At 63.1% G+C, this 25,851-nt stretch carries 22 protein-coding genes and 1 tRNA gene; 7 read left to right on the top strand and 16 right to left on the bottom strand.

The window, feature by feature from the left end:
* Positions 1-52 precede the first annotated feature (52 nt).
* A complete protein-coding gene (locus BBF93_RS13215; protein WP_114106240.1) occupies positions 53-898 on the top strand; it encodes a crotonase/enoyl-CoA hydratase family protein in 846 nt (281 codons plus the stop codon).
* A 154-nt stretch (positions 899-1,052) separates the two neighbouring features.
* Here the strand turns inward: BBF93_RS13215 and BBF93_RS13220 are convergent, their stop codons facing one another.
* The 9 genes from BBF93_RS13220 to BBF93_RS13260 all read right to left on the bottom strand — a co-directional run bounded on the left by BBF93_RS13220 (position 1,053) and on the right by BBF93_RS13260 (position 11,959).
* Complete coding sequence (locus tag BBF93_RS13220) at positions 1,053-2,570, bottom strand: NAD(P)/FAD-dependent oxidoreductase (protein ID WP_233349127.1); 1,518 nt, start codon at positions 2,568-2,570, stop codon at positions 1,053-1,055.
* Positions 2,571-2,635: 65 nt separating this feature from the next.
* Positions 2,636-3,682, bottom strand: coding sequence for an META domain-containing protein (locus BBF93_RS13225; protein WP_114106242.1), 1,047 nt, complete (start codon positions 3,680-3,682; stop codon positions 2,636-2,638).
* Positions 3,683-3,786: 104 nt separating this feature from the next.
* Positions 3,787-3,862, bottom strand: a tRNA-Val gene (locus tag BBF93_RS13230).
* A 399-nt stretch (positions 3,863-4,261) separates the two neighbouring features.
* Positions 4,262-5,653: a pitrilysin family protein gene (locus BBF93_RS13235; RefSeq protein WP_035601818.1), complete on the bottom strand. Its 1,392-nt coding sequence runs from the start codon at positions 5,651-5,653 to the stop codon at positions 4,262-4,264.
* Positions 5,653-7,011, bottom strand: a complete 1,359-nt coding sequence (locus BBF93_RS13240; RefSeq protein ID WP_114106243.1) for a pitrilysin family protein — start codon at positions 7,009-7,011, stop codon at positions 5,653-5,655. Before BBF93_RS13240 ends, BBF93_RS13235 begins: the two co-directional genes overlap by 1 nt.
* A 61-nt stretch (positions 7,012-7,072) precedes the next feature.
* The gene (locus BBF93_RS13245) at positions 7,073-7,570 is read right to left on the bottom strand and encodes a DUF3035 domain-containing protein (protein WP_035601824.1); all 498 of its coding nucleotides are present in this window, start codon (positions 7,568-7,570) and stop codon (positions 7,073-7,075) included.
* Between the two features lie 34 nt (positions 7,571-7,604).
* On the bottom strand, positions 7,605-8,141 hold the full coding sequence (gene lspA, locus BBF93_RS13250; protein ID WP_114106244.1) for a signal peptidase II: 537 nt from the start codon (positions 8,139-8,141) through the stop codon (positions 7,605-7,607).
* A 225-nt stretch (positions 8,142-8,366) separates the two neighbouring features.
* Positions 8,367-11,384 carry an isoleucine--tRNA ligase gene (gene ileS / locus BBF93_RS13255; RefSeq protein ID WP_114106245.1) on the bottom strand — a complete coding sequence of 1,006 codons (3,018 nt, stop codon included), beginning with the start codon at positions 11,382-11,384 and terminating at the stop codon, positions 8,367-8,369.
* Between the two features lie 320 nt (positions 11,385-11,704).
* Positions 11,705-11,959 carry a hypothetical protein gene (locus BBF93_RS13260; protein ID WP_114106246.1) on the bottom strand — a complete coding sequence of 85 codons (255 nt, stop codon included), beginning with the start codon at positions 11,957-11,959 and terminating at the stop codon, positions 11,705-11,707.
* A gap of 1,173 nt (positions 11,960-13,132) precedes the next feature.
* Between BBF93_RS13260 and BBF93_RS13265 the strand changes: the two genes are divergently transcribed.
* Entirely contained in the window at positions 13,133-14,239 is a 1,107-nt protein-coding gene (locus tag BBF93_RS13265) for a helix-turn-helix transcriptional regulator (protein WP_114106247.1), read from the top strand.
* 15 nt (positions 14,240-14,254) lie between these two features.
* On the opposite strand, the gene ribF is transcribed toward BBF93_RS13265, so the two are convergent.
* From ribF to BBF93_RS13285, 4 genes are all read right to left on the bottom strand, one after another.
* Positions 14,255-15,181 carry a riboflavin biosynthesis protein RibF gene (ribF, locus tag BBF93_RS13270; protein WP_114106248.1) on the bottom strand — a complete coding sequence of 309 codons (927 nt, stop codon included), beginning with the start codon at positions 15,179-15,181 and terminating at the stop codon, positions 14,255-14,257.
* Entirely contained in the window at positions 15,181-15,612 is a 432-nt protein-coding gene (locus BBF93_RS13275; RefSeq protein ID WP_035601839.1) for a MaoC family dehydratase, read from the bottom strand. The genes ribF and BBF93_RS13275 overlap by 1 nt, the downstream gene beginning before the upstream one ends.
* A 105-nt stretch (positions 15,613-15,717) precedes the next feature.
* The gene (locus BBF93_RS13280) at positions 15,718-16,569 is read right to left on the bottom strand and encodes a TIGR01459 family HAD-type hydrolase (protein WP_035601842.1); all 852 of its coding nucleotides are present in this window, start codon (positions 16,567-16,569) and stop codon (positions 15,718-15,720) included.
* 33 nt (positions 16,570-16,602) lie between these two features.
* On the bottom strand, positions 16,603-17,169 hold the full coding sequence (locus BBF93_RS13285) for a hypothetical protein (RefSeq protein WP_114106249.1): 567 nt from the start codon (positions 17,167-17,169) through the stop codon (positions 16,603-16,605).
* A gap of 143 nt (positions 17,170-17,312) precedes the next feature.
* Between BBF93_RS13285 and BBF93_RS13290 the strand changes: the two genes are divergently transcribed.
* The gene (locus tag BBF93_RS13290) at positions 17,313-18,263 is read left to right on the top strand and encodes a hypothetical protein (protein WP_114106250.1); all 951 of its coding nucleotides are present in this window, start codon (positions 17,313-17,315) and stop codon (positions 18,261-18,263) included.
* Here the strand turns inward: BBF93_RS13290 and BBF93_RS13295 are convergent.
* A complete protein-coding gene (locus tag BBF93_RS13295; RefSeq protein ID WP_114106251.1) occupies positions 18,260-18,682 on the bottom strand; it encodes a BLUF domain-containing protein in 423 nt (140 codons plus the stop codon). The genes BBF93_RS13290 and BBF93_RS13295 overlap by 4 nt on opposite strands.
* A 174-nt stretch (positions 18,683-18,856) precedes the next feature.
* Here BBF93_RS13295 and BBF93_RS13300 point away from each other — a divergent pair, with 174 nt between their 5' ends.
* The 3 genes from BBF93_RS13300 to ald all read left to right on the top strand — a co-directional run bounded on the left by BBF93_RS13300 (position 18,857) and on the right by ald (position 21,818).
* Positions 18,857-19,669 carry an SDR family NAD(P)-dependent oxidoreductase gene (locus tag BBF93_RS13300; protein WP_114106252.1) on the top strand — a complete coding sequence of 271 codons (813 nt, stop codon included), beginning with the start codon at positions 18,857-18,859 and terminating at the stop codon, positions 19,667-19,669.
* A gap of 197 nt (positions 19,670-19,866) precedes the next feature.
* Entirely contained in the window at positions 19,867-20,538 is a 672-nt protein-coding gene (locus BBF93_RS13305) for a TorF family putative porin (RefSeq protein WP_233349129.1), read from the top strand.
* Positions 20,539-20,696: 158 nt separating this feature from the next.
* Positions 20,697-21,818, top strand: coding sequence for an alanine dehydrogenase (ald, locus tag BBF93_RS13310; RefSeq protein WP_114106253.1), 1,122 nt, complete (start codon positions 20,697-20,699; stop codon positions 21,816-21,818).
* Between the two features lie 93 nt (positions 21,819-21,911).
* On the opposite strand, the gene BBF93_RS13315 is transcribed toward ald, so the two are convergent.
* Positions 21,912-23,222, bottom strand: coding sequence for an amidohydrolase family protein (locus tag BBF93_RS13315; RefSeq protein WP_114106254.1), 1,311 nt, complete (start codon positions 23,220-23,222; stop codon positions 21,912-21,914).
* Positions 23,223-23,342: 120 nt separating this feature from the next.
* Between BBF93_RS13315 and BBF93_RS13320 the strand changes: the two genes are divergently transcribed.
* A complete protein-coding gene (locus BBF93_RS13320; RefSeq protein WP_035601857.1) occupies positions 23,343-24,209 on the top strand; it encodes a pirin family protein in 867 nt (288 codons plus the stop codon).
* Positions 24,210-24,211: 2 nt separating this feature from the next.
* Here BBF93_RS13320 and BBF93_RS13325 read toward each other — a convergent pair whose 3' ends face one another.
* The gene (locus tag BBF93_RS13325) at positions 24,212-25,780 is read right to left on the bottom strand and encodes a HAMP domain-containing histidine kinase (protein ID WP_162786568.1); all 1,569 of its coding nucleotides are present in this window, start codon (positions 25,778-25,780) and stop codon (positions 24,212-24,214) included.
* Between the last annotated feature and the right edge of the window lie 71 nt (positions 25,781-25,851).

The following is a 25,851-nucleotide window of genomic DNA, read 5'->3' on the forward strand; positions in this document are numbered from 1 at the left end:
TCGCCGCGCCGCGCCTGCCTGCTACACTTCTCCCCAAACGGAGGAGACACCCATGCTGAAAGACAAATACGAAGCCTTCAAGGTGACCATTGAGGACAAGGTCGCCCACATCCAGATGTCGCGTCCCGAGGCGATGAACACGATGAACAAGGCCTTCTGGAACGAGCTGCCCGAGATCGTCCGCACCATCGATAATAACGCCCTCGCCCGCGTCATCGTGATCTCGTCGACCGGGAAACACTTCTCCGCCGGCATGGACACGTCCGTCTTCACCAGCCCCCGCCCGGCTGCCGAGCATGACCGCTATGTGATGGCCGAGGCCTTCCGGCTGAACGTCAAGGCCATCCAATCCTCCTTCAACTGCCTTGAAGACGCCCGCGTGCCCGTTCTCTTCGCCTGCCATGGCGCGGTCATCGGCGGCGCCATCGACATGATCACCGCCGGAGACATCCGCTGGTGCACGAAAGACGCCTATTTCTGCATCATGGAGATCAACATCGCCATGACCGCAGACGTTGGCACCTTCCCGCGCCTCCAGCGCTACATTCCCGAAGGCTGGGTCAAGGAACTTGCCTATACCGGCCGCAAGATAGAGGCGGCGAAGGCCAAGGAAATCGGCCTGGTGAACGACATCTACGACACGCATGAAGAGCTTCTCGCCGGCGTCCTCGCCACCGCGCGCGAAATCGCCTCGAAAAACCCCCTCGCCGTCACCGGCTCGAAAGTCCTCATCAATTACGGGCGCGACCACACCACCGCCGAAACGCTGGACTATATCGGCCTCTGGAACACCGCGATGTTCCCCCCGCCGCACATGGCCGAAGCCTTCGCCGCCCGCGCCGAAAAGCGCGAGCCGGTCTACCCGGACCTCGCGCCCATCCGCACCGAGCCGATGTAACCAAGAAGGCCCTTACCTCCCATTGCTTTGCAATGGGCTCCTCCTCTCCCACTTCGCGGGAGAGGGGCTTAGCGTTGCGCTCGCGGCGAAGTCCAAACCCCTCTCCCTCTGGGAGAGGAGGGGCCCGCGCACAAAGCGCGGGGGAGGTGAGCGCCTACCCCTCCACCACCTCGAAATCCGTCCAGTCCGGATGCCGGGTTTCCTTCTTGTAGTCGGTGGTCTTGCCATACCAGTTATTGGTCACCTTGCCGGCCTCGTTCTTGTACCAGCTATGGCAGTCCGACGCCCAGACCGTCTTGGCAATCTCGCTCTGTACACGAACATTATACGCCGTCATCGCAGAAGGCGTCACATCGATGGCCGCCACGCCCTTCTCGGCAATCTTGTCGATGCACTGGATCATGTAGTGGATCTGATGCTCCACCATCAGGATGATGGAGTTGTGGCCAAGGTTGGTATTGGGCCCGTACAGCATGAAGAAGTTCGGGAAGCCGGAAACCGCCAGCCCCTTGAAGGCTTCGGCGCCATCCTTCCAGGCCTGGTTGAGGCTGAGACCATTGCGCCCATAAACCTCCATCGGCGTGAGAAACTCGGTCGACTGGAAGCCCGTCGCCCAGATGATCACATCGCATTTGTATTCGTGGCCATCCTCGCCGATCACGCCGTCCGGCGTCACCGCCTTGATACCCTGGCGCAGCAGCTCAACATTCGGCTGGCAGAGGGCAGGATAATAATCGTCCGAAATCAGAATACGCTTGCAGCCCGGCTCGAAATCCGGCGTCAGCTTTTCCCGCAGAACGGGGTCTTTCACCTGGTCCTCAAGATGCTTCTGGCACATCTTCTTCATGGAGTTCGCCAGCCCCATCGGAGACTTCTGCAGGAAGGCGCCAAAGCCGAAATCGGCAAACGCCCGAATGCGCCAGCGATACCAGTTGATCCGCCAGTCTGCGCCCGCGAAGTATTTCTTCGCTTTCGCGTCATACGCGCGCTGCCCGCGCGGGCGGCACCAGGCCGGCGAGCGCTGGAAGCTCAGCATCTTGCCGACCACTTTCTGGATCTCCGGCACAAACTGCACCGCGCTCGGACCATTGCCGATCACGGCCACGGTCTTGCCTTTCAGATCCACCGAATGATCCCACCGAGCCGAATGGAAGGCCGCGCCCTTGAACGCATCAAGTCCGGGGAAATTGGGCGTATGCGGAATGTTCAGCTGGCCAAGGCCGGAGATCAGCACATCGGCCGTATACGTCTTCCCCGCCCGGTCGGTCAGCGTCCAGGTATTGGCCGCATCGTTCCAGCGGCAATCGGTGATCTCGGTATTGAAGCGGCAATGCCGGCGCACATCATATTTGTCGGCAAAGTCCTCGAAATATTTGAGGATCTGCGGCTGGAGAGACCATTTGTAATCCCAGTCGGGATTGAGCTCAAAGGAATAGGAATAGAGGTGGCTGGGCACATCGCAGCCGCAGCCCGGATAGGTGTTGTCCCGCCAGGTGCCGCCTACCCCGCCTGACTTCTCGAAAATGTCGATAACGCTATAGCCCGCCTCCTTCAGCTTGGCCGCTGCGCCAAGGCCGCTCATGCCCGCGCCGAGTATCGCAATCCGTGTCGTGCTCTTGCTGACGGTCGTATCCATCGCCTGCAATTCCTCCCAGTGGCTGCGTGATTTCACGCATAATTACCGGCAGGATTGCTGAGCGCTGGCCGGGCCGTCAACAGGTGCCCGCGGGTCAGGCGTCATTGCCGCCGGAGATAGAGCTGCCGGAACTCATGGTCGCGCAGTTCCATCTCTCCGCCCGCATCAAAGCTGATCATCGATACCTTGCCCAGCGCGTCCAGAAATGCCGCCTCTTGCGCCATCACATCCGGCGGGCAGGCCATCTCGGTATAGGTTGCATCGCCCATCACCAGCCCTTCACCGGAGACAGTGTATTCGGCGCCATAGCTGTTGCACCCGGCCTTGCCGCCCACCTGGCCCGTCGCCGGCACGAATTGCCCCGGATTCTCCGGATTTGGCGGCGTATTGGCTTCGAAGATCGCCGTGATGACCACATCCGGCATCACCGGCGCCCCATTCACCTCGATCACGTCCCATGCGCCTGCCAGCAGGTCATTCACGTCGCCACCGCAGCCTTGCACCCGCGCGTCTTCCATCTGCACGGTCACCGTCTGGGGATAGGGCATCCCGCTCATGTCATCGGCGCACACCTTGTCCAGCACCGTCACGCTCAGCACACCATCGGCGGTCGCATAGCGCTTGCCGCCCTCGATGGCTTCGGCCTCCGGCTGGGGCGCGTCATACTGGCCTTCGCCATAGGCATAGGTGTAGGTCAGCGTCGTCCCGTCCAGCGCCACCGTCCAGCCCGGCTCATTTCCCCGCGCCGTCCAGACCTGCGCGCGGCCGATCCCGAGATCCCCGGTATCGATTACCTCTGCCGGATCGCCATAGCCGCCCGCCTGTGTGCAGCCGGGATATTCCACGCCCTCCAGCATCAGCAGGCCCTCTTCGCCCTTGTTCCAGAACGAGGTTTCCGGCGTACCCTCGGCGGCATATTTGGCGCCGGAAGCGGCCTCAACCGGGGTCAGCCGGTATTCTTTCCCTTTGGCGCGCAGCACTGCCTCCTCGTCCAGAATACCGAGAGAGACGGTGAACCCGTTGCAGTCATAATCAGTTCCGAAGGCGAGCGAAGCATCCGCATCGCCCGGCCCCTCCGGAGATGGACCGCCACAACCGGCAATCATCAGCGGCGCCGCCGCCGCCATCAGAAGGTGGGAAAGTTTCATGGCGTATTCCTCCAGTCTGCGCGCAACATAGCCTGACTGAGACTGCGCCAGCGTCAACCCTGGGACACAACCAAGGCAAAAACAGGCCCGCACCGGAAGGAAAATGGTGGGCGATGACGGGCTCGAACCGCCGACATCCTGCGTGTAAAGCAGGCGCTCTACCAACTGAGCTAATCGCCCCACCGAGACGCCCTCTTAGCCGGGAGCATGCCCGGAAGGCAAGTGCGGTTTGCGGCTCTGGTCTGCCCCCTCCCCAGAAAGACTGCTGGCTGAAATTTCGCCGGAAAATCCCGTTTCTGATGGGGGAGAGTCTAACCGCTGCAGAAGACTGGCGGATAAGGACGGCTGCGCGGCGGCGGGATGGCCGGCGGGGCCGAGGTTTCAGGCTGCTGAGGGGCGTGGATAACGGCGCGTCTCTCCCCCTGACGGGGGCGGACAGGCGCGGACACCTCCTGGACAAATCCGGACAGTTTCGGACAATTCCGGACAAATCCGGACAGGCTGGGGACAGTTTCTGCCATTGACGGCGCCCCTCTCCCGCACGCGGAAGGGGGGCGCACGTTCTGCTTCAGGCAGGCCTTATTCTGCCGTCAGGCCCTGAGGCTCGCCCACGACGAAGAAGCTGTAGCGGCCGGGCGCCAGATAGGTGGCGGCGGCGCGGTTTACGTCTTCGAGGGTGACGGCCTCGATCAGGGCATTGCGGCGGTCGAAATAGTCGACGCCCAGATCATCCTGGCGGACGGACATGATGTTGCTGGCGATCTTGGCATTGGAGTCAAAGCCGAGCGGATAGGACCCGATCAGATAGGCCTTGGCATCGGAGAGCTCCGCCTCGGTTACGCCGCCATCGATGAACTTCTGCATCTCGTCGCGAATGCCGGTGATGAAATCGCCGGCGCTCTCATTCTTGGTCTGCCCCCCGCCCGACCAGACGGTGAAGGAGGGGTTTGGGTCGATGCTGGAGCTGACGCCATAGGTGAGGCCCTTGTCGACGCGGAGGGTCTTCACCAGCCGGCTTTCAAAGCCGCCGCCGCCGAAGGTGTAGTTCAGCACATAGGCGGGGAAATAGTCGGGGTTTGCCCGGTCCATGGCCGGGCCGATGAAGCGCACAAGGCTCTGCGGCTGGGGCAGCGGCACGATGACGGGATCGGCAGCGGCCGTATCCGGCAGGGTGACCGGGGCAACCGCCGGGATCTCGCTTGTCTCCGGCAGGGCGGCGACGGCGGTGTCGATCAGCGGGGCAAGGTCTTCCGGGGTGATGTTACCGACGGCGGTGACAAGAAGGCCGTCCTTTCGCATCAGCGCGCGCATATGGCTGCGGGCCAGCTCCGGGGTGAGCGCAGCGAGGCTTTCGGGCGTCACTTCCCGCGCGAAGGGATGATCTGGATAAAGCGCCTGGGACTGGGCACGCCAGACGAGATAGCCCGCCGAGGTTTCGCGTGTCTTCAGGCCGACTTCCTGCTCCCGCAGGAAGCGCTGGAACGGGCCCTCATCATAGCGCGGCGCCGTCAACGCGCTGGCGACCAGCGCCATCGAGGCGGGCGCGTTTTCTGACAGCATCGTGGCCGAGCAGCTGGTCCATTCGGTGCCGTTGGAGCAGCCAAAGCTCATGTTCAGTTCTTCCATGGCCGTCTGGAAGGCGAGCGAATCGAGATCGCCGGCGCCTTCATTCATGCCGTAGACAACCGCCTGGCCGAGGCCTTCCAGGCCATCCGGATCCGCCACCGAGCCGCCGCGCCAGGCCATCTGTACCGAGACGATCGGGATTGACGGTTCCATCACCAGCCAGACCGATACGCCGCCGGGGGTGGTGAACTGCTGGATATCGACAAAATCGCCATCATAGACATCAACGGCGAGCGCGGGCGTCGCCGGGGCCGCGTCGAGGGAAGCCTGCGGCGCAGGCGTGCCGGCGCAGGCGGTGATCAGAAGCGCGGCAGCCGCGCCGGAGAAAAGCCGGAGTTTCAACATCAGAGGTCTCCTTCGGCCGGCAGAAGATGGGAAGTGATGTAATTCTTGTCGGCGCCGAAGACGGCGCGCACAGCGGCCAGCGCCTGCTCGGGCGTGACCTGCCGTACCTCGTCGGGATAGGCGGCGATCTCTTCCAGCGTGAAGCCGAGGGCGAGATTGGCGCCGTAATGGTTGGCCATCGAGGACTGGCTGTCCTGCTGGTAGATGGCGGTAGCGGCCAGCTTGTTTCGCGCGCGGACGACTTCGGCTTCGGTGAAGCCATCGGCGAGGATCTTCTCGATCTCGGCCATCACGGCAGCGTCCAGATCTTCCAGGCTGACGCCGCTGACCGGCGTGCCATAGATCACGGCCGGGCCTTCATCATGCAGCGTGGTCCAGGCGAAGGTGGCTATATTGATGGCCAGTTTCTGCTGTTCGACCAGCGACTGGTAGAGCCGGCTGGTCATGCCGCCGCCGAGCACTTCAAGGCCAACCTCCAGCGCAAGGGCGGTTTCCGGATCGCGCTTGAAGGACGTGCCCAGATAATAGCGGCTCCAGACGGGCTGGCGCACCTTGGGATCGGAATGGGTGATCAGCTTCGTCTCGGCGAGCGGGGCAACGGGCTGCCATTTGCGGGCGCTGTGGGCCTGGCCGGTTGGCTCGATAGGGCCGTAATGCTCCTCGGCCAGGACGCGGACGTCCTCTTCGGTCACATCCCCGGCGACTACCAGGATGGCGTTCTCCGGGCTGTAATATTCCTTGTAGAAATCGAGCCCGTCCTGCGGGCTGAGCGCGGCGACTTCATCCATCAGGCCGATAACCGTGATCTCGTAGGGGTGGCCCTTCCAGAACTCGTTGAGCACCATTTCCTGAAGCAGCGCGCCGGGACTGTTCTCGATCCGCTGGCGGCGCTCTTCCTTCACCACATCGCGCTCGGCGATGAACGGGCCTTTGGGGTCGTCATTGATGATGAGGTTCACCATCCGCTCGGCTTCCAGCTCCATCATCTTGCCGAGCTGGTCTTTATGCACCCGCTCGAAATAGGCGGTGTAGTCCCAGGAGGTGAAGGCGTTGAGCTGGCCGCCGGAACGCTGGACGATGGAGGTGAATTCCTCCGGGCCGATATTCTTGGTCTGCTTGAACATCACATGCTCGAACAGGTGGGCGATGCCGGACTTGCCGGGCGCCTCATCGGCGGCGCCGACCTTGTACCACACCATGTGCGTGACGACGGGGGCGCGGTGATCGGGCACAACGACCACCTGCATGCCATTGTCGAGCGTGAAGCTGGACGGCGTGTTGGGCGCGGTGGCCGGCTCGGCTGAAGCGCCAGCAACTGCAAAGGCGAGGAGCCCTGCAGCGACGAGTATCCGTTTCATGGGGTAGCTCCGATCTGGAGGGGCAGAAAAATGGGGGCACGAAGGCCCCCATCCGAATTCATCAGGTTCCGGGCAGTTTGATGCGGCGGCCGCCGCCAGCCTGCTCGATCGTCACCGTCTGATCGCCGGTAGCGTTGTCGACCGCCGCAGAGGCGGCGTCTTCCGGGTTGGATTTGCGCCAGAAGAGAATGCGATCGGCAATCGTGGGCGATTTGCGGATGGCCTTGGTCTCTTCCCAGTCGACTTGGGCGCGGATGGACGGATTGACCGCATTGGCGCCGGCCGCTGCCACGAGGGCCCGTTCCGAAGCGCTGGCCTGCTGGCCCAGGCCCGAACCGAACGCCGACGTGCCGCCGCTGGTGGCCACTTCGACTTCCGCCGGGATCGTGGTGCCGGGCGCAGGCGGGCGCAGGCTGTAATTCGGGGGGATGGAAAGCGGCGGCTTGGTGACCACGCGAAACTCGTCGGGAGTGGCCGTGCCGGCATTGCCGGTGGACGAGCAGGCCGCCGTGACACCCAGAGCGAGGCCGGCGGCGAGGAGCGGGAGGGTCTTTTTCATGTGACTTTACGAGATCCGCTTGAACTGGAGTGGGTTAACCTTGCTTCAGGCTGTTAGCCTGTTTCGGGCGCGAAAGTAAGAACTGGTCTACAAACAGGAGAATCGCGCCGATGGTGATGGCAGCGTCGGCCACATTGAAGACCCAGGGGAAGTAACCGAGCGTCAGCTCGTTTACGTCAACGAAATCAACCACCGCGCCAAAGCGCACCCGGTCGATGAGATTGCCGATGGCGCCGCCGACCACGAGGGCCAGGGAGGCTTTCAGCCAGCACCCTTCGGCGCGCAGCAGCCAGAAGAAGAAACCGATAGCAATGGCCGCCATCAGGCCCGCCATGACCCAGCGCATGATGCCTTCCGACTGGAACAGGCCAAAAGACATGCCCCGGTTCCAGACCATCGAGAGATCAACCGGGCCAGGAACCGCGATTTTGCCGCAGAGGGTCTTGTCATGCAGGCAGATGAGCCCGTTCAGGCGCGGCTCCGCCAGGATCAGCCATTTCGTCACCTGATCGAACAGGACAACGAGCGGAATCACCGCGAAGGGCCAGATTGTCTGCGGCGATAGCTTCATGCTGCTGAGATTGCAGAGGCTGGCAGGCGGATCAAGCGCTTCTGTGCAGGGGGAATGGGCGGAAGGCCCTCACCTCCCACGGCCTTTGGTGGCCGCGGGCCCCTCCTCTCCCACTTCGCGGGAGAGGGGCTTAGCGTTGCGCTCGCGGCGAAGTCCAAACCCCTCTCCCTCTGGGAGAGGAGGGGCCCATTGCGCAGCAATGGGAGGTGAGAGGCTTCCCTGCCCCTACCCGGCCACCTTGTCCCAGGCTTTCACCGCCAGCGCGTCGCGGGGGGTGATGTCCGGGAAGGCCGGGTCTGCCGTGGCGGGGTCGAAATATTTCCAGCTGCGGCGGCATTTGATGCCGGTGGCCTTTTCCGGAACGACCCAGATGCCGGGGGCATCGGGCAGCGTGAAGGCGCCGGAGGGGCCTTCGGCGGCCAAAACCAGCTCTGCGCCGGAGGTGATGAAGATGTCAGCCGCGCTCTCCCCCTCGAAGGCGTCGATCAGCGCCTTGTCGGCGATGATGACTTTCGGGGCCGCTTCCAGCGAGGCGCCAATACGCTTCTCGCGGCGCTCAACTTCCAGCGCGCCGGTGACGACGCGGCGGACGGCGAAGATCTTCTCCCAGCGGGCAGCCAGCTGCGGCGCGAGCCAGCCCTCGGGCGTGGCGGGGAATTGCAGCAGGTGGACCGAGGGGGCCGCGCCCTTGAGGTGGCTTTCGCCGAAGGCCTCGTCCGTGGTGAAGGGCATCACCGGGGCGAGCCAGGCGAGCATCCGTTCCAGCGTGGCGGCCATCACCGTGCGCGCGGCGCGGCGGCGGTTGCCCCACTGCGCGGTGGCCGCGTCCCAGCCGCTGGCGGTGGCAAAGGACGGGTCGCAATAGAGCGAATCCTTGCGGACATCGAAATAGACCGCGGAAAGCTCGACGTTCACGAAGTTGATGAGCAGGGTCATCACGCGCTTGAAGTCGAAGCTGGCATAGGCGGCGCGGATCTGGGCGTCGAGGTCTGCGAGGCGGTGGAGCATAAAGCGCTCCAGGCCGGGCATTGAGGCGGCGTCCACGGCCTCTTGCGCCGTATACCCGTCCAGCGCGCCGAGCAGGTAGCGCAGCGTGTTGCGCAGCTTGCGGTAGGTTTCGACGGTGCCCTTGATGATCTCGTCGGAGATGCGCAGGTCTTCCATATAGTCGGCCGAAGCCGTCCAGATACGGAGGATTTCGATGCCGTAATCCTTCTGCACCTGCTGGGGCTCGATCGTGTTGCCGATGGATTTCGACATCTTCTTGCCGTCAGCATCCACGATGAAGCCGTGGGTGACGACCTTCTTGTAGGGCGCCATGCCGCGCGTGGCGCAGCTTTCCAGGAGGGAAGACTGGAACCAGCCGCGATGCTGGTCAGAGCCTTCCATGTAAACGTCCGCCTGCCCCGTGGCGTTGTCGATGATGCCGCGTTTGCGCAGGGCGAAGGCGTGCGTCGTTCCGGAATCGAACCACACGTCCAGAACGTCCGTCACCTTCTCCCAGCCTTCGGGCGAGACACCGGTGCCTTCAAAGAAGTCAGCGTCCGGTGTGGCGAACCATCCGTCTACGCCGGTTTTTTCGATAGCGGCCTTTATGTTGGCGTTGAGCTTGTCGGCCTGTTCCTTGCTGAGGGCAGCCGTGTGGGGCTCGCCCTTGGCGTTGACGAACAGGGTGATCGGCACGCCCCAGTTGCGCTGACGCGAGATCAGCCAGTCAGGCCGCCCTTCCACCATCGCCTGCAGGCGGTTACGGCCCGTGGGCGGGAAGAATTCGGTGTCGGCGATGCCTTTGAGGGCCAGCTCACGCAGCGTCTTGCCGCCATGCGCCGGCTTGTCCATCGCGATGAACCATTGCGGCGTCGCGCGGCGGATGACCGGGGCTTTGGAGCGCCAGGAATGGGCGTCGCGGATGGTGGTGACGCCGCGCGCGAGGAGGTTTCCGGACTCGGCGAGGAGACGGATGACTTCGTTATTCGCCTTCCCCGCCTCGCCGCGCTTCTTGCCGGAGGTGACGATGATGTCGAGACCGCGCAGGGGTTCGGGCACTTCATCCGTGTACCTCCCATCCGGATCGACGATCTGGCGGATCTGCTGCGTGGTATGGCCTGAGGCGACCCAGACCTCAAAATCATCCTCACCATGCGCGGGCGCGGTGTGCACGAAGCCTGTGCCAGCGTCGTCCGTGACATGCTCGCCGGCGAGCATGGGGATGGGATGCTGGAAGAATGGATCAAGTTCCGCCAACGGGTGGTCCAGCGTCAACCAAGTCGGATCAACGGCGCCGACCTTCCTGAAGGTCTTCACTTTAGCGCTATCCATAACCGTTTGCGCGAGGGCGTCTGCCACAATCAGTGTTTCACCCGACTTCACATACGGCGCGAACCCGAGCTCTTCCTCGCTGATTACAGATTCGACTTCATAAAGGCCGTACTTGATCTCGGGATTGAAACTGACTGCCTGGTTGGCAGGAATAGTCCAAGGCGTTGTCGTCCAGATAACAACCGACGGATCAGATTCCATGAAATCGACAGGATCGGGAAAATCTTCCATGGGTGCTGCAGACGTTACGAAGAACTTCACCCACACCACCGGCACCTTGCGGTCGTGATATTCCACTTCCGCCTCGGCCAGCGCGGTGCGTTCCACGGGGCTCCACATGATGGGCTTGGCGCCGCGGACGAGGCCGCCTTTCATCGCCATGTCGAGGAATTCCGACACGATCATCGCTTCGCTCTCGAAGGCCATCGTCAGGTAGGGATTGTCCCATTCGCCTTCGATGCCGAGGGCGCGGAATTCGGCCTTCTGCACGCCCACCCAATGCTCGGCATAGGCGCGGCAGGCGGCGCGGAATTCGGCCGGGGGCACAGAGTCCTTCGGGCGGTTCTTGGAGCGGAACTCCTCCTCCACCTTCCATTCGATGGGCAGGCCGTGACAGTCCCAGCCCGGCAGATAGGAGGCGTCAAAGCCCTGCATCTGGTGGGAGCGGACGATGATGTCCTTGATGATCTTGTTCAGCGCCGTGCCGAGGTGGATGTGGCCGTTGGCGTAGGGCGGGCCGTCATGCAGGATGAAGGGATCGCGGCCCTTTGCGTCGGCGCGCAGCTTTTCATAGAGGCCGAGGGCGTCCCAGCGCTTGATCCATTCAGGCTCTGCCTTGGGCAGGCCGGCGCGCATGGGGAACTCGGTTTTCGGCAGGAACAGGGTGTCGCGGTAATCGCGTTCAGGGGCGGTCGATTCGGTCATGATGTCTGGTCGATCAGATGGGGGCAGCGGAGGCACCGGTTGAAATCATTGGGGCAAACGAACTTTACCCGGCCACCGCTGAAACAAGGGTTCAGACGGCGGCCGGGCCGCTAATTCGTATGATTTTGCGGGCCCGTGCCTTTTCCATGGTCCGGGCGGTTAGCATGAACGGGCGGGGGCTGTCACCCCTGCCCGGCGGCGCCTACCAGTCGTCTCCGTCTTCATAGTCTGGGGAGTATTCGCCCACTTCCCAGACATACCAAGATACATCCATCAAAGCAGAGCAGACTGCGCGGATTTGGCGGCGCTGTGCCGGCCCGCTAGTTTCCGGTGCCTGGCGAAGGTTTCTTTACGTTTGGAACGCCCATGCACCCGCCCATATCAGGATCAAAGTAAACCCGGCTGAGCGAAATCCCGACCTCTTGCGATGCCCATTTTTCAGTCTTGCAGGCAAAGAGAACCGTTTTGGGAGTGCGCAGCTGGCCTACGGTGTCGTTTTCAACCTCGTCGTGGCGCTCTTCTCTGGTTTCCCCAGAATTGATCGTTCCGGTGAAAAGCGCATTGTCATAGTTCATCGCCTGTCGCTCCGACTGAGACGCCGCGCGCAGTTTCTCAATATAACCCGCTGGTCCCAAACCGTAGAAAACCGGCGTGGAGCAGGTGCTTGATACTTCAAAATAATGCGATCCGAGAGAATGACGGACATACTTTGCGGAGATACAGCCAGTATTGCTCGGCACAGGCACCAGGGCGTCTGAAGTCGCATACGGGACATAATTACTGTCGTAATCTGTTCCTCCCGAGTTAGTCGCAGCCGGCGCACGATCGCCCGCCCGAGGCGCTTCAATTGGCTTCGGAGTGGCCCCACTCGGATCAGCTTTTGGGCTTCCACTGACTTGTCCGGGAGGAGGCGGACATTTTGTAGTGAATGTTATCTCTTCATAAGGCTCGTTCCTGTGTTTGTATCTGTACTTCGCTGCACACCCAGCGGAATAGGTATAGAAATCTGGATGGCATCGACTGCCTCCACCGTCACCGCACCGCCACGCCCCCAGCCACGGCCCACCATCCTCAGATTCGAGACTTTCCTTGCGAACTTCTCCTTCCCAGACGCCACCGGCCATTGTCCCGGTATGCCGTCCCTCGTAGACTGTCGTGCCATAGTTTTCGTATTCGCTCCGCCACGTCAGAACTCCGCTGCCGGAAATGGGCTGTCCACGACTACAGTTCCCACTCCAACTAATGGTCCACCAGCCCGTCTCTGGCGGGCCATACTCATAGTTGTAGAATATGCAGCCCTGCGTCGTCTGATAGGCATTAAACCTCCCTTCCGGGTCAGCGCTGGCGACCCCCGACGGCACACCAATCAAACTTGCCAATGCAGCGGCACAAGCAAGAAAGGCATTTCGGGTTTTGATGCTTTCACTGCCAACTAAAAACGATCGCATATTCATCACTCCATGCTAAATGCAGATTATCACAATCGGCACCTCAGGTTCACTCCGTGAACGGCCAAGGTCGATAGTGTAGAATTTCAGAACCTCTCAAAGATCCGGCCCGGCTTTGGCCCTTGTCTCCGGTCTGAACGTCGCCAGGACCGGCAGGCTGGCACAGGCCAGCGCCGACAATATCCCCCGCAGGCTCTGCCACAGCGTTTTGCGTTCCCTCATGCGGTCCCCCCGTTCCAGTCTTCTGCGCATCCGAAGATATACTTGCGAAAACTGCGTAATCCCGCATCATCAATATTGATGATGCGATCGGGCCGTTCCTCTGCCGAAGGCCGCCTTGAAGCGGCGCGCAGCCTGCTGCTGGAAACAGTGGTGGAGCCTGGCCGGTGGGATGATGCCCTGACGGCCTTTGCAGAGGCATGTGGCGGGCGCAGTGGGCAGATCATCGGGCTGAGCAGTAGCGGGAACATCGTGCTGCACCGGCTGACCGAGACACCGCCGGAATTCCTGCAGGATGTGGAGGCTTTCGGCCTGACCAATATGCGGGCCAATCCGCGCCTGCGAATCGGGCAGTCTGCGCCGGTGATGCAGCTGCGCGCCGATCAGGATTTCGTCAGCGCAGGCGAGCGCGCCGCCTCGCCCATCTATACCGAGATGTTCGATCCCCACGGGTTCTCGCATAACTGCCAGATCGTGCTGCTGCGCACGCCGGAACTGCTGGTGCGCGCCTCGGTCAGCCGCACGAAGCGCCAGGGCATCTTCGATGCAGACGCGCTGCGCACCTTCATGGCGCTGGCCCCTTACCTGCAGGCCGCCGTGCAGACACGCGCCGCCCTTGGTCTCGCCGCCGTGCACGCCACGCTGGCCACCCTTGAAGCGGTGAAGGCAGCGGCGTTCATTCTGAATGCAGATGGAAGGGTGATCGGCCTTTCTCGCCGCGGCGCGGACATTGCTGAACGCGGAGAGGGCCTGCGCCTTTCAGGCGGACGCCTGAAGCTGGAGGACGGGGCCGCGCGTGACGCGCTGGAAGCCTGGCTCTCCAGGCTGGGCAAGGGGAAGGCCCCGCCACTGTCTCTGTTTATCGGCAGCGCTATGCTGGACCTTCAACCCCTCCCGGCAGAGCGCGAGGGCCTGGGCACCGGCCCCGCTGCGCTCGCCATCCTGCGGGAAGCGACTACGCTGGAAGAACGCCGAAGCGTAATCCGTGCCCGGTACAACCTCACCCCCGCCGAAGCTGACATCGCCCTTGCCCTGGCCCGCGGCGTCAGCGTAACCGACATAGCCACCGGCCGGGGGGTCTCCCTGCCCACGGTACGGTCCCAGCTTCAGGCCCTCTATGCAAAGCTGGGTGTGCGCCGCCAGGCTGAGTTGGTGGCCAAGCTGGAACATCTGCAGGAAGGAAGCTAGACCCGCCCTCGCCTTTCAGCGGCGGGCGGCGAGGATTTCCTTGGCCAGTTCGGCGTCCTTGTGCATCTGCTCGATCATCGCATCCAGCGAGGGGAATTTCAGTTCCGGACGCTGATAGGCGATGAGCTGAACCTCGACGCGCTGGCCGTAAATCTCGCGGTTGAAGTCGAAGATGAAGGTTTCCAGCAGCGGGTCGCGCAGGCCGGTGGTCGGTGTACGGCCGAAATTGGCCACGCCGTCGCGCCACTCGCTTTCCCCCTCGATCCGCAGGCGGACGGCATAGACGCCCATCTTCGGGTGGATGAGATCGCCCAGCGCCATGTTGGCGGTGGGGAAGCCGAAGGTGCGCCCGTTCTTCTCGCCTGGCTCGATGATGCCATCGGCAATCCAGGGGCTGCCCAGCAAGTCTGCGGCCACTTCCGGCTCGCCGGCCATCAGGGCCTGACGGATTGCCGTGGAAGAGGCCTTGCCGCCGTGGCCGGACACTTCCTCAACAATGGTCACGCCAAACCCCAGCGCGCGGCCGAGGCTGGCGAGGCGCTGGGCATGGCCCATCCGCCCGCGGCCGAAGCGATAGTCAAAGCCGACGGAGACATGCGACACGCCAAGGCCCTCAACCAGCACCTGGCGGACAAAGCCTTCATCGGTCATCGCCGCCATCTCGCCATTGAAGGGCAGCTCGAACACATGGGTGGCGCCGGCGGCGAGGATCAGGTCGTTGCGCCGCTCTGGCCGCAGGATGCGGAAAGGCGGGTCGCCGGGGCGGAAATAGGCGCGCGGGGGCGGCTCGAAGGTCGCCACCGAAAAGCTGCCATGGCCGGCAATACGCGCCGCGTCCATCACGGCGCGGTGGCCGGCATGCAGGCCGTCAAAATTGCCAAGCGCGATGGACGCGCCCCGCGCCGTTTCCGGCAGCCCGCGATATTCGGCAAAGACTGCCATCACTTCTCCCGGCTGGGAGCCACCACATCGGCTTCCCCGGTGATGACGCGCTTGCCTTCGACAATGCATTCGACCTTCAGGGTGACGCGGTTACCGCGGTCCTGCTTCTCAGCCACTTCGGCGCGCACGGTGACGGTGTCGCCGATATGGACCGGCCGCTTGAAGCGCATGGAGAGGCCGACAAAGATTGCGCCGGGGCCGGGCAGATTGTTGCCCAGGATGCCCGAGATGTAGCTGGCTGTCAGCGCGCCATGGGCGATGCGCTTGCCGAAGATCGTCTTGGCGGCGAACTCGTCGGACATGTGCAGCGGGTTATAGTCGCCCGAAACCTCGGCGAAACGCTGGATGTCGTTCTCCGTGATCGTGTGCACTGTTTCGTGCGCCTGGCCGATCTCGAGGTCTTCATATTTGTAACCGGTGAACTGGGTCATGCGGCCGGATTACTCCCTGATTCTGTGTCCTGAAGTGCGTTACACGGGGCAGAAGCCGCCGTCACCCCTGCTCGCCTGCGAGGCGCTGCGGTGCCCAGGGTTTGCTTACCATCTGAGCCCCGTCATCGCATAAGTGGCCATTTCCCCGTAATCGGCCAGCAGATCGGTCACTTCTGCTTCAAAATCAGCGCCATGCTGCTTCAGGCCGGTGCCGACATAGAGGCTGTCGAAGCCCTGTCCGCTGGCGCCGCGCACATCGGTGGCCGGGCTGTCGCCGATGCACAGGATATTGCGCGCCGGGGCGCCCATGGCGGCCACCCGTTCGAGCGCCAGCTTGTAGATCGGCGCATAAGGCTTGCCGGGATAGATCACCTCCCCGCCCAGATCCTCGTAAACATCGGCCAGCGCGCCGGCGCACCAGTAGAGCTTGCCGCCCACGCGCACCTGCTTGTCTGGATTGGCGCAAAGCATCGGCAGGCCGTTCTCCACGCCTTCGCGCAGCTCTGCGCGGTAGTCCTCCGGCTGGTCGTTCGCCATGTCCCGCAGGCCGATGCACAGCAAGAGATCGGCGCCCGCATCGTCCTGAAACTTCAGGTCCAGGCCTTCGTAAAGGTGGCGGTCATGCTCCCAGCCTTCATCCCCGCCAAGGCGCCAGACGGTCTGGCCGGGCCGTTGGGAGAGTTCATAGCGGGTTGCGTCGCCCGAGGAGACGCAGGCATCAAAGGCTTCGCGTGGCACGCCAAGCGGCTCGAAATAGCGCACAACCTGCGCTTCGGGCACCGGGGCATTGGTGATCAGGCACACCCGGCCGCCGCCTTCGCGGAACTTCACCAGCGCGTCGCACGCCTCTGTGAAGGCGGCGCGGCCATTATGGATCACGCCCCACACATCGCAGAGGATGGTGTCATAGCGGCTGGCGAGACCGGCAAGGCCGGGCGGGAAAAGCGGAGCTGTCATGGGCTAGCGAGCTAGGCCGGGCACGCGGCCGGGTCAATTCCCGATGCCACAGGCACTCGCCGGCAGCGGGCTCAGCGCCCAGAGCGTGGCTGTGGGGATGGATACCGCCTGCGGCAGGAAACAGCCCCTCAGGCGCCAGCTTGCACCCGGGGAGTCGTCGCTCATCAGGGCGGGATCATACTCGCAGCTCAGAAGGCTTGCCGGATTGGCCGACGGCGTGCCGAGCTCGGCATTGATCAGCATGTGATAGGAACCCGTCGGCAACGAGACCGCGCCCGCCTCCACCACCCCGAAATCGCAGCTCTCGGCGAGGATGTAGGTGCCGTCAGGCTGACGGATCGAGGGGGTCAGCGGCGGCAGAAGCGTCAAGTCCAGCAGCAGCGGGGCGCCCTCCTGAATGGGGTCGAGCACCGAGGGGGGCAGGCCCTCGCTGGGTGCGTGGGGCAGCGTCGCCGTCAGCGCCACAAAATGCGCCGGGGGTGCCGGCGCGGGCGCCGCAAGCGTCACGGGCTGCGGTGGCGGCGCCCCTTCCGGGGCATACACACAGGCCACCGCCAGAGCGGGCAGGATGGCAGAGATAACAGCAAAAACCCGGCGCATGGCGTCCCTCCACATGGCGTCCACCCTCAGGGAGCCTCCAAATCCCGGCGAAATCAAGACGGGCCGGAAGGAGGGCGCGCCGAAGACCCTTGCCCAGCGGGTTCGCTTATGTTAGTGAGCGCTCACTATTTTGGAGCAAACCCATGTCCATCATCCGCCTCGATCTCTCCGCGCTGCAGGCCACCGCTCAGATCACGCCGGAGGAAGCCGCCCGGCTCACCGCGCTGGCCCTGCCAGACCGGCGGGGCGGCCTGGCGGTCAACCTGCTCCTGATCTTCGGGGCCATCGCCGTTTCGGTGGCGGCCATCGCGCTGGTGCCCAATGCGGCCACCGGGCTGCTCTTGGCCCTCGGCGCGCTCGCGGGGGCAGAGGCGCTGCGCCGCCTGATGACCGGCGAGAGCTTCACGCTGCTGGCAACCGCGCTCGCCCTCATGGGCACGCTGGGCCTGGCTGGCTGGGTCGGCTGGGAGTTCCGCGAGGCTCACCCAACCCAGCCCGCCCTGCTGATCACCTTCCTGCTGACGGCAGGCGCGATCTGGTATCGCTCGGCCTTCCTGGCTGCGCTCGCCGTGGTCGCCCTGGGTGCCGTTTTTGGCTCTGGCACCGGCTACTGGCACGCCAGCTACGCCCTCTTCGTCGAGGAACCCACGTTGACGATTGCCGTCTTCGGCCTGCTCACTGCCGGGCTCTACCGGCTGCGCGGGCATGTTCCGGAAAGCTGGTCCAATCTGATCACGGTCGCGGCCCGCACCAGCCTGATTCTGGTTCACTTTGCCTTCTGGGTGGGCTCGTTCTGGGGCGATGTTCTGGGCGGCGCGCGCTGGCCCTATGAAGACGCGGCACAGCCCGCCTTCGGCCTTGCGCCCTGGATCTTCGCCATAGGTTGGGCCGCCCTGTCGCTCACCCTCGCCTTCACGGCCCGGCGCGGCGGCTTCCTTTCGGTCAGCGCCGTCGTTTTCCTGGCGATCCATGGATACACGCAATACTTCGAGACTTTCGGCGCCGAGCCCCTCAGCCTGCTCATTGCCGGCCTTGTCCTTGTTGGCCTCGCCATCGCGGCTGCCAAGCTCCTCCGGGGCCGGCGGGGGGCTTAGCCCTGCCGGATGAATTTGGAGAAGGTGTGGATCAGGTCGCGCGGGGCGTCGGCCGCCATCAGACTGTCCACGGGGTCGTCGCGGCGGACCATCATTGTCCCGTTATGTCCGCTTTTATCTACGCGGAAGTAATTCATCGACCAGCGCGGGAAGGCCCGCGACTCCGCCTTTTCGGCAAGAATGCGCACGATGCCGGAATGGCGCTTGTCCTTCAGGATACGGTCGTAAATATCCTCAACCTCTACGCGCGGACCTTCGATCAGCTGCATGAAGCTTCCCCCGTTATGCACGAGGTACCCGGTGATGTAGCGCTCCTCATTATTGGACTGGGAAGCGTTGAGAACATTCAACATATCCTCTTCCGACAATCCGGGACGAGCGGTACTCACATAGATAAGGCGAAACAGATCATTGCTCATGCAGATAGAACGAATAGGTCTACGGTCTGGTTCCCAGAAAGAAGCGGCAACAGCCGGTTGCAAACAATCCCCCGTGCTGCTCTCGCCACGCGTGCGCCGGCGGCCCCTTGACTTCCCCAAGGGCCGCGCGATCAGCAAACCCTCAGGAAAAACAAGGGATAATGGAGACGACAGATGACCCCGCGCGATCTTGAAGGCCGCACTGCCCTGGTAACCGGCTCAGCCACCGGCCTGGGCCGTTCCATAGCCCTGAAACTCGCTGAGCGCGGCGCCAGCGTCATTATCAACTGTACCAAATCCATCGCCGACGGAGAGGTCACCGTGGCCGATTGCCAGGCCGCCGGCGCCCAGGCGCGCCTCGTCCAGGCCGACGTCTCCACCGACGAAGGCTGCCAGAAGCTGGCCGAGGCCGCCGCCCAGGCAGGCCGGCTCGATATTCTGGTGAATAATGCCGGCATCACCAAACATGCCCGCGACCATAGCGACCTCGACGCGCTCAGCCGCGAGGATTTCCTGCATCTCTATTCGGTCAATGTCGCCGGCCCCTTCATTTTGCTTCAGAAAACCAAGGACTTGCTGGTTGAGGCGCACCGCCAGACCGGCCGCGCCTCGGCTGTGCTGAATGTCTCCTCCATCGCCGGGGTGGCGGGGGTGGGCTCCTCGGTGGCCTATGCTGCGTCCAAGGGCGCGTTCAATACGATGACGATCAGCCTCGCCCGGGCGCTCGCCCCAGCCATTCGTGTCAACGCCGTCTGCCCGGGTTTTATCGGCACCCGCTGGTTCAAGGACACGATGAGCGAGGCGCAATACAGCAAGATGGAAGCCGGGGTCGCCGCTTCCGTGCCCCTGAACGTGGCTTCCGGCCCTGATGACATCGCCGATTCTGCGCTGTTCCTCATTACCGATGCTTCCCGTCACATAACTGGCGAAACCCTGCTGGTGGATGCGGGGATGCACCTTGGATATGCCCCGCTGAAGGCACGCTGACTCGGGTACTGCCTGATTTCTGGACGCTGCGCCGCACAATTGTAAGGCATGGGTGGCGCCGCCTGCCCAAATTCGGTGCGATTAAATGCCTCTCACGCGTGTTCGCGTGGCGGCAGCATCGGCAAGGCGGGGAAAGACCGGCAACTTCGTTCGTGGCGCTCAAGCGGGAGCGTGATCACAAGACGGGGTTAACACGCATGCGTATGAAGTTTTATCAGGCAGGTGTCGCACTTGCTGCCATGTTGGCAGCGGCCGGCACTGCATCCGCCCAGGGGGAATTCTCGGGCAACGTCGCTCTGTCGTCGGACTATGTCTGGCGCGGCGTTTCGCAGTCGAACGGCGACCTCGCCATCTCCGGCGGCTTCGACTACACCAACGGCATGTTCTATGCTGGCACCTGGGCTTCCAGCATCGATTTCGACAGCGATTCCGATGCCAACGTCGAACTGGACTTCTATGGCGGTCTGGCTGGCGAACTCGCCAACGGCATCAGCTGGGATCTGGGCGTTATCTATTACACCTATCCGGACACGGAAGATGACGATCTCGACTTCCTCGAAATCAAGGGTGCCCTCGGCTATTCCTTCGAAAGCGGTCTCTCGGTTGGCGGCGAAGCTTACTACGACATCGACAACAAGAATCTCTACCTGAACGCCACCACGGGCTATTCCTTCACGGACGCCTTCTCGGTGGACGCCAGCCTCGGTAACTACCAGTTCGACGACGGCGACGACTACACCAACTGGTCGATCGGCGGCACCTACTCCGCCCTCGGCTTCGGCTTCGACCTGCGCTACTGGGATACCGACATCGACGGCTCAAACCTGGCTGACGAACGCGTCGTGTTCACCATCTCGCGCTCCATGTAATCTGCCTGAAGGCTCAGAATACCGGGCCTGAAATCTCAAACCGCGTGTGGGCCTACCCGGATTCCACACGCGGTTTTCTTTTTGCCTGACTTTTGCGCAGGGGTAGAACCGCCTCAAAAGGCGGTTTATAGGCATGATCTTTCCCTAAGGAGAGGCACATGCGAATTGGTGTTCCAACAGAAATCAAAAAGCAGGAATCCCGTGTCGGTCTGACACCTGAAAGCGTTGGCGAACTCGTTCGCGCTGGCCATCAGGTGAACATCCAGGCCGGCGCGGGAGTGGCATCCGGCTTTGCCGACGAAGCCTACACCGCCATCGGCGCGTCCATCCTGCCCGATGCGGACGCCGTTTTCGGCGAGAGCGAACTGATCGTGAAGGTGAAAGAACCGCAGCCGGAAGAAACCGCGCGCCTCACCAAGGATCACACCCTCTTCACCTATCTTCACCTGGCGCCCGATCCAGTGCAGGCCAAGGGCCTTATGAACTCGGGCTGCCTGGCGATAGCGTATGAAACCGTAACGGATGCGCGCGGCGGCCTGCCGCTGCTGCGTCCGATGAGCCAGGTGGCCGGGCGCATGTCGATGCAGGTGGCCGCCGGCGCGCTGATGCGCACGAAGGGCCGGGGCCGCGGCATATTGCTGGGCGGCGTGCCCGGCGTGGCCCCTGCCAAGGTCGTCATCATCGGGGGCGGCGTCTCGGGCACCCATGCGGCGGAGATTGCCGTGGGCATGCGCGCCGATGTCTGGATCTTCGACCGCAACAATGACCGCCTCGGCGAACTCGACGAACAGTTCCGGGGCACGGTCAACACGATGTACTCCACCGCGCACTCCCTGGCCGAAGCCATCAAGGATGCAGACCTTGTGATCGGCGCGGTGCTGATCCCCGGCGCCTCGGCGCCCAAGCTGATCAGCCGCGAGCAGCTTTCCACAATGCAGCCCGGCTCGGTGCTGGTTGACATCGCGATTGACCAGGGCGGCTGTTTCGAGACAAGCCGTCCGACCACGCATGATGATCCGATCTATGAGGTGGACGGCATCCTGCACTATTGCGTGGCCAACATGCCCGGCGCGGTGCCGCGCACCTCCACCTATGCGCTGAATAATGCCACGCTGCCTTTCGTGATGCAGATTGCCAATCGTGGCGCGCGCGCGGCGATCAATGCCAACAAGCATCTGGCAAATGGCCTGACGGTGGATCAGGGCACCATCGCGCATAAGCTCGTCGCGCGGGATCTGGGCGAGAAATATGTGCGGCCTGACTGGCTTACCGTCGTCTGATCATCAGCCGCCTGCAAAAACAAAAAGACCCCGGACGCTTCTGTCCGGGGTCTTTCTTTTGCGCTGGCAGGAGCCTTTGCCAGCGGCAGAAGCTTATTGCTTGACCACCTGGCCGCGGGCCATCACGAAGTTCACGGATTTGAGAACCTTGATGTCCGCCAGCGGATCACCTTTGACGGCGATGATGTCGGCGCTCTTGCCCGGCTCCAGGGTGCCGGCAATATCGGACACGCCAAGCAGGTCTGCCGCGTTGACGGTGGCGGCCTCGATGGCTTCCATCGGCGTCAGGCCAAAGCGGACCAGCAGTTCGAACTCATCGGCATTGCGGCCATGCTTGGATACGCCGGCGTCGGTTCCAAAAGCAATCGGAACGCCTTTCGGGTGGAGCACTTCAAGGCTCTTGCCGGTAATGCCGATGCGCCAATCGATCTTGGCGCGCACATCGGGCTCATAGGCGTCGGGGTTGGCTTCAATCCGCTCGATATATCCGTTCACGGTCGAAAGCGTCGGCACGTAATAGGCGCCGGATGCGACGAAGACCTCAATGGTTTCCGGATCAAGGATGGTGCCATGCTCGATGGAGTCGACGCCAGCTTCCAGCGCGATGCGGATGCCGTCTGCGCCGTGAGCATGGGCGGCCACTTTCTTGCCGAACAGTTTGGCCGTGGCGACGATGGCATCCGCCTCGTCCTCGAACATCTGCTTGCCAAGGCCCGCGCCGATGCGGCTGTTGACCCCGCCGGTCGTCGCCAGCTTGATCACGTCCGCCCCGCGCGCCACCTGCAGGCGCACCGCGCGGCGGCAGTCTTCCGCGCCGTCGCAGGTGTTGCCTTCCGCCTTGAAGAAGGGGCGCAGATCGTCCCGGAAGCCCAGCGACCCATCCATATGGCCGGAGGAAACGGAGATGGAGGCGGCCGAATCGAGGATGCGCGGCCCCATGACCTGGCCGTCCTTGACGGCATCACGCAGGGCCATCACGGCCCCGTCGCCATCGCCCAGATTACGCACGGTGGTGAAGCCGGCGTTCAGCGTCTTCATGCCATTGGTCCAGGCATCGAAAGCCTGGGCGGCCGGGGAAAGGGTCACGCCTTCCAGCTGGCCGGCAATGCCGCCGGTGTCGGAGGTCAGGTGAACGTGGCTGTCGATCAGGCCGGGCAGTACGAAGCTGTCCTTCAGGTCGATCACGCGCACCGAACGGTTGGGCGCAGCCTTGTGGCCATTCTCCAGGGAGACGATCTTGCCATCGGTGACCGTGATCGTGGTCGCCCCGCGCACCGGATTGCCCGGCACATCCAGCACCTTGCCGGCATGGATGATGACGGTTTCAGCTGCTGCCGGAAATGTAGCCACGACGGCAAATGCCGCGATGGCGGCCGTGCGCAGGAAGCGCCTTGATAGGGTCATTGGATAAGTCCTCCCAGGATCAACAGATTTGACATAACTCATATAAGACGCACGCGGCGAGAAAAACCTCATCATCGCGCCCATGTGGGCTACACTGATGCCAGACAAGGGAGGCCTATCATGATCGAACTCATCATCGACAAGCGCACGCGAGACCTCGGCGGCGGCTTTGAAGTGGGCCGCGTGCTGCCCTTCGCCAAACGCCGGATGGTCGGCCCGTTTATCTTCTTCGACCAGATGGGCCCTGTGGATTTCGCCCCCGGCATCCCGCGCGAGCTGGATGTGCGGCCCCACCCGCATATTGGCCTCTCGACAGTCACCTATCTTTATTCCGGCGCGATGACCCATCGCGACAGCCTTGGCTTCAAACAGGAAATCCAGCCGGGCGCCGTCAACTGGATGACTTCCGGCAAGGGCATCACCCATTCTGAACGTCTCGAATATGCCCGGATGAACGGCGCCCATATGCACGGCATCCAGGCCTGGGTCGCCCTGCCGACGGAGGACGAGGAAATCGATCCCGGCTTCTGGCATCACCCCGCTGACACCCTGCCGGTCTGGAACGAGACCGGCCTCAAGGGGCGCCTGATCGCCGGCAAAGCGGAGGGCCTCGACGCGCGGGTAAATACCCGGTCCCCGATGTTCTATATGCATTGGGAAATGGAGACAGGCGCCCGCCGCAAAGTGCCGGATGAGTATCCTGAGCGCGCAGTCTATGTCGCCAGCGGCAGCGCGGACGTGGCCGGCCAGAAGATCGGCGCGGGCCAGATGGCCGTGCTCGGCAAGGGCGACGTCGTGGTGACCGCAGATGAAGCGTCAACCGTGATGGTGCTCGGCGGCGAACCTGTCGGCGAACGCTTCATCTTCTGGAACTTCGTGTCTTCGTCCAAGGAACGCCTGGAACAGGCCAAGGAAGACTGGAAGCAGGGCCGCATGAAACTGCCCGATGGCGATGATCAGGAATTCACGCCCCTGCCCGAGGGCTGACCTCAGGCAGCGCGGCCGGAATGCGGGCGGGCCAGCGCTTCGGCGTCGCCCTGCTTGGTCGAGGTGGCGTTGGTGTTGAACTTCAGGATGTACACGATCGATCCGTTACGTGCCTCGCGCATTTCGATCTGTCCACCGATGGTTTGCATCAGCGCGCGCCAGACGAGCCGGTTCTCAGAGCTTTCCGACAGATAATCCTCGGTCAGTTCCGATTGCAGCGTGCCATTGGCCAGTTTTGCCGCCTCGACGGACACCCAGCCCTGCTCACCGCGCACCCCGCAGCGCACGCGCAGCGATCCGCCGCCCCGGCACACCTGGCCCAGTTCGAGCAGAACCGCCGAGAATACCCGCGACAGCACACGGGCCGCCTTGGCGCTGTCGATCATCGCGTCCTGACCGCTGGGCTCGTCAATCTCCACGCCCAGCGTGGTGATCGCCGAATGCTTCTGCGTGATCACCTGCGCGAGCGTCGTCTTCAGCGACACGTCCGCGCCGTCAACCACACTGTCGCCGCCCTGCGTGATGGAGAGCACCTCATCCACGAGGCTCAGCGCCTGGTCCGCGAAGCTCACCATCTTGCCGCCCGCAAGGCGGATCTCTTTGTCGTCAAAAGGAATATTGCTGCGGGTTTCAAAGCGCGAGGCAATCGTGCGCAGGGTGCGCAGCGGCAGGCGCAGTTCGCGCGTCACCGAGCCCACAAAGCGCTCCACAGCCAGGCGGGCTTCTTCGGCATCGCGGCGGGCTTCGTCCGCCTCCTGACGAAGATCGTCCATCTTGGAAACATCGGTGTGGATGATCACACGGCCACCCGAACTGGTCGGCACACAGGACCGCATCACGCCGCCAACATCGGCCAGCTTGCGCATGTCCGTTCCCGGACGGAAATCCGTCTTGTCCAGCCCCTTGGGGAACCAGCGCTGGTGAACAGCGTTCTGGATGATCACATTGCCGGCCGCATCATAGATGGCGAACGCTTCCGGGATCGCGGTCACAGCATCGAGCAGCTGTTCGTGGTTCTGTGCGGCGAGGCGCTTGGCCTCCATCTCCATCAGCAGGTTACGATAGGCGTTGAGGCTGGCGAAAGCCGAGGCCAGCGTCAGAACAAGGCCGAGCACCACGATTGTGGCCGGCAGGCCCACGGGCGCCAGGAAAAATCCGACAGTTGCCGTGGTCGCCGCGCCGAGCAGGAAGCGGGCCGCCACGTTCGCCACCGGCGAAACAACGGCCACCACGCCGGCACACATGCCAAACACGATGGCAAACATCGACACTTTGAGGCCGACATCGCCCGCCGGCGCCAGAATGACACAAAGGCCCCACCAGGCACCGACCACACCGGTGGCCACTTCAGCGCGGCGCAGGAAGCGTCCGCGAACAGGGCGCGCCGGCGAACGGTCCCAGCGGCTGCGGCTCCAGGCGATCTGCGAAATCGCGAACACCCACACCGGAATCATCCAGCCAAACAAAAGCGCAGTATTTGTTTCGCCATACAGCGTGAACACGACCGCGGCAGAGTTCACGATGTTGATAAAGCCCATCACCGTCAGTAGTGACACCAGACGATGGTGCATATAGGCAGGGACATCAGGCGTCTCACGGCGCTTGAATCTCCCGACCCCAATGAGCGGGAAAAGTATAACGT

It is taken from the genome of Hyphomonas sp. CACIAM 19H1 (assembly GCF_003325995.1).
Taxonomy (GTDB): Bacteria; Pseudomonadota; Alphaproteobacteria; order Caulobacterales; family Hyphomonadaceae; genus Hyphomonas; species Hyphomonas polymorpha.

Excerpts from the sequence above, each read along its gene's own strand:
- BBF93_RS13215 (WP_114106240.1), top strand. The coding sequence starts at position 53 with ATGCTGAAAGACAAATACGAAGCCTTCAAGGTGACCATTGAGGACAAG.
- BBF93_RS13225 (WP_114106242.1), bottom strand. The coding sequence starts at position 3,682 with ATGAAACTTTCCCACCTTCTGATGGCGGCGGCGGCGCCGCTGATGATT.
- BBF93_RS13235 (WP_035601818.1), bottom strand. The coding sequence starts at position 5,653 with ATGTTGAAACTCCGGCTTTTCTCCGGCGCGGCTGCCGCGCTTCTGATC.
- BBF93_RS13240 (WP_114106243.1), bottom strand. The coding sequence starts at position 7,011 with ATGAAACGGATACTCGTCGCTGCAGGGCTCCTCGCCTTTGCAGTTGCT.
- BBF93_RS13245 (WP_035601824.1), bottom strand. The coding sequence starts at position 7,570 with ATGAAAAAGACCCTCCCGCTCCTCGCCGCCGGCCTCGCTCTGGGTGTC.
- lspA (WP_114106244.1), bottom strand. The coding sequence starts at position 8,141 with ATGAAGCTATCGCCGCAGACAATCTGGCCCTTCGCGGTGATTCCGCTC.
- ileS (WP_114106245.1), bottom strand. The coding sequence starts at position 11,384 with ATGACCGAATCGACCGCCCCTGAACGCGATTACCGCGACACCCTGTTC.
- BBF93_RS13260 (WP_114106246.1), bottom strand. The coding sequence starts at position 11,959 with ATGAACTATGACAATGCGCTTTTCACCGGAACGATCAATTCTGGGGAA.
- BBF93_RS13265 (WP_114106247.1), top strand. The coding sequence starts at position 13,133 with ATGATGCGATCGGGCCGTTCCTCTGCCGAAGGCCGCCTTGAAGCGGCG.
- ribF (WP_114106248.1), bottom strand. The coding sequence starts at position 15,181 with ATGGCAGTCTTTGCCGAATATCGCGGGCTGCCGGAAACGGCGCGGGGC.
- BBF93_RS13275 (WP_035601839.1), bottom strand. The coding sequence starts at position 15,612 with ATGACCCAGTTCACCGGTTACAAATATGAAGACCTCGAGATCGGCCAG.
- BBF93_RS13280 (WP_035601842.1), bottom strand. The coding sequence starts at position 16,569 with ATGACAGCTCCGCTTTTCCCGCCCGGCCTTGCCGGTCTCGCCAGCCGC.
- BBF93_RS13285 (WP_114106249.1), bottom strand. The coding sequence starts at position 17,169 with ATGCGCCGGGTTTTTGCTGTTATCTCTGCCATCCTGCCCGCTCTGGCG.
- BBF93_RS13290 (WP_114106250.1), top strand. The coding sequence starts at position 17,313 with ATGTCCATCATCCGCCTCGATCTCTCCGCGCTGCAGGCCACCGCTCAG.
- BBF93_RS13295 (WP_114106251.1), bottom strand. The coding sequence starts at position 18,682 with ATGAGCAATGATCTGTTTCGCCTTATCTATGTGAGTACCGCTCGTCCC.
- BBF93_RS13300 (WP_114106252.1), top strand. The coding sequence starts at position 18,857 with ATGACCCCGCGCGATCTTGAAGGCCGCACTGCCCTGGTAACCGGCTCA.
- BBF93_RS13305 (WP_233349129.1), top strand. The coding sequence starts at position 19,867 with ATGCGTATGAAGTTTTATCAGGCAGGTGTCGCACTTGCTGCCATGTTG.
- ald (WP_114106253.1), top strand. The coding sequence starts at position 20,697 with ATGCGAATTGGTGTTCCAACAGAAATCAAAAAGCAGGAATCCCGTGTC.
- BBF93_RS13315 (WP_114106254.1), bottom strand. The coding sequence starts at position 23,222 with ATGACCCTATCAAGGCGCTTCCTGCGCACGGCCGCCATCGCGGCATTT.
- BBF93_RS13320 (WP_035601857.1), top strand. The coding sequence starts at position 23,343 with ATGATCGAACTCATCATCGACAAGCGCACGCGAGACCTCGGCGGCGGC.
- BBF93_RS13325 (WP_162786568.1), bottom strand. The coding sequence starts at position 25,780 with ATGCACCATCGTCTGGTGTCACTACTGACGGTGATGGGCTTTATCAAC.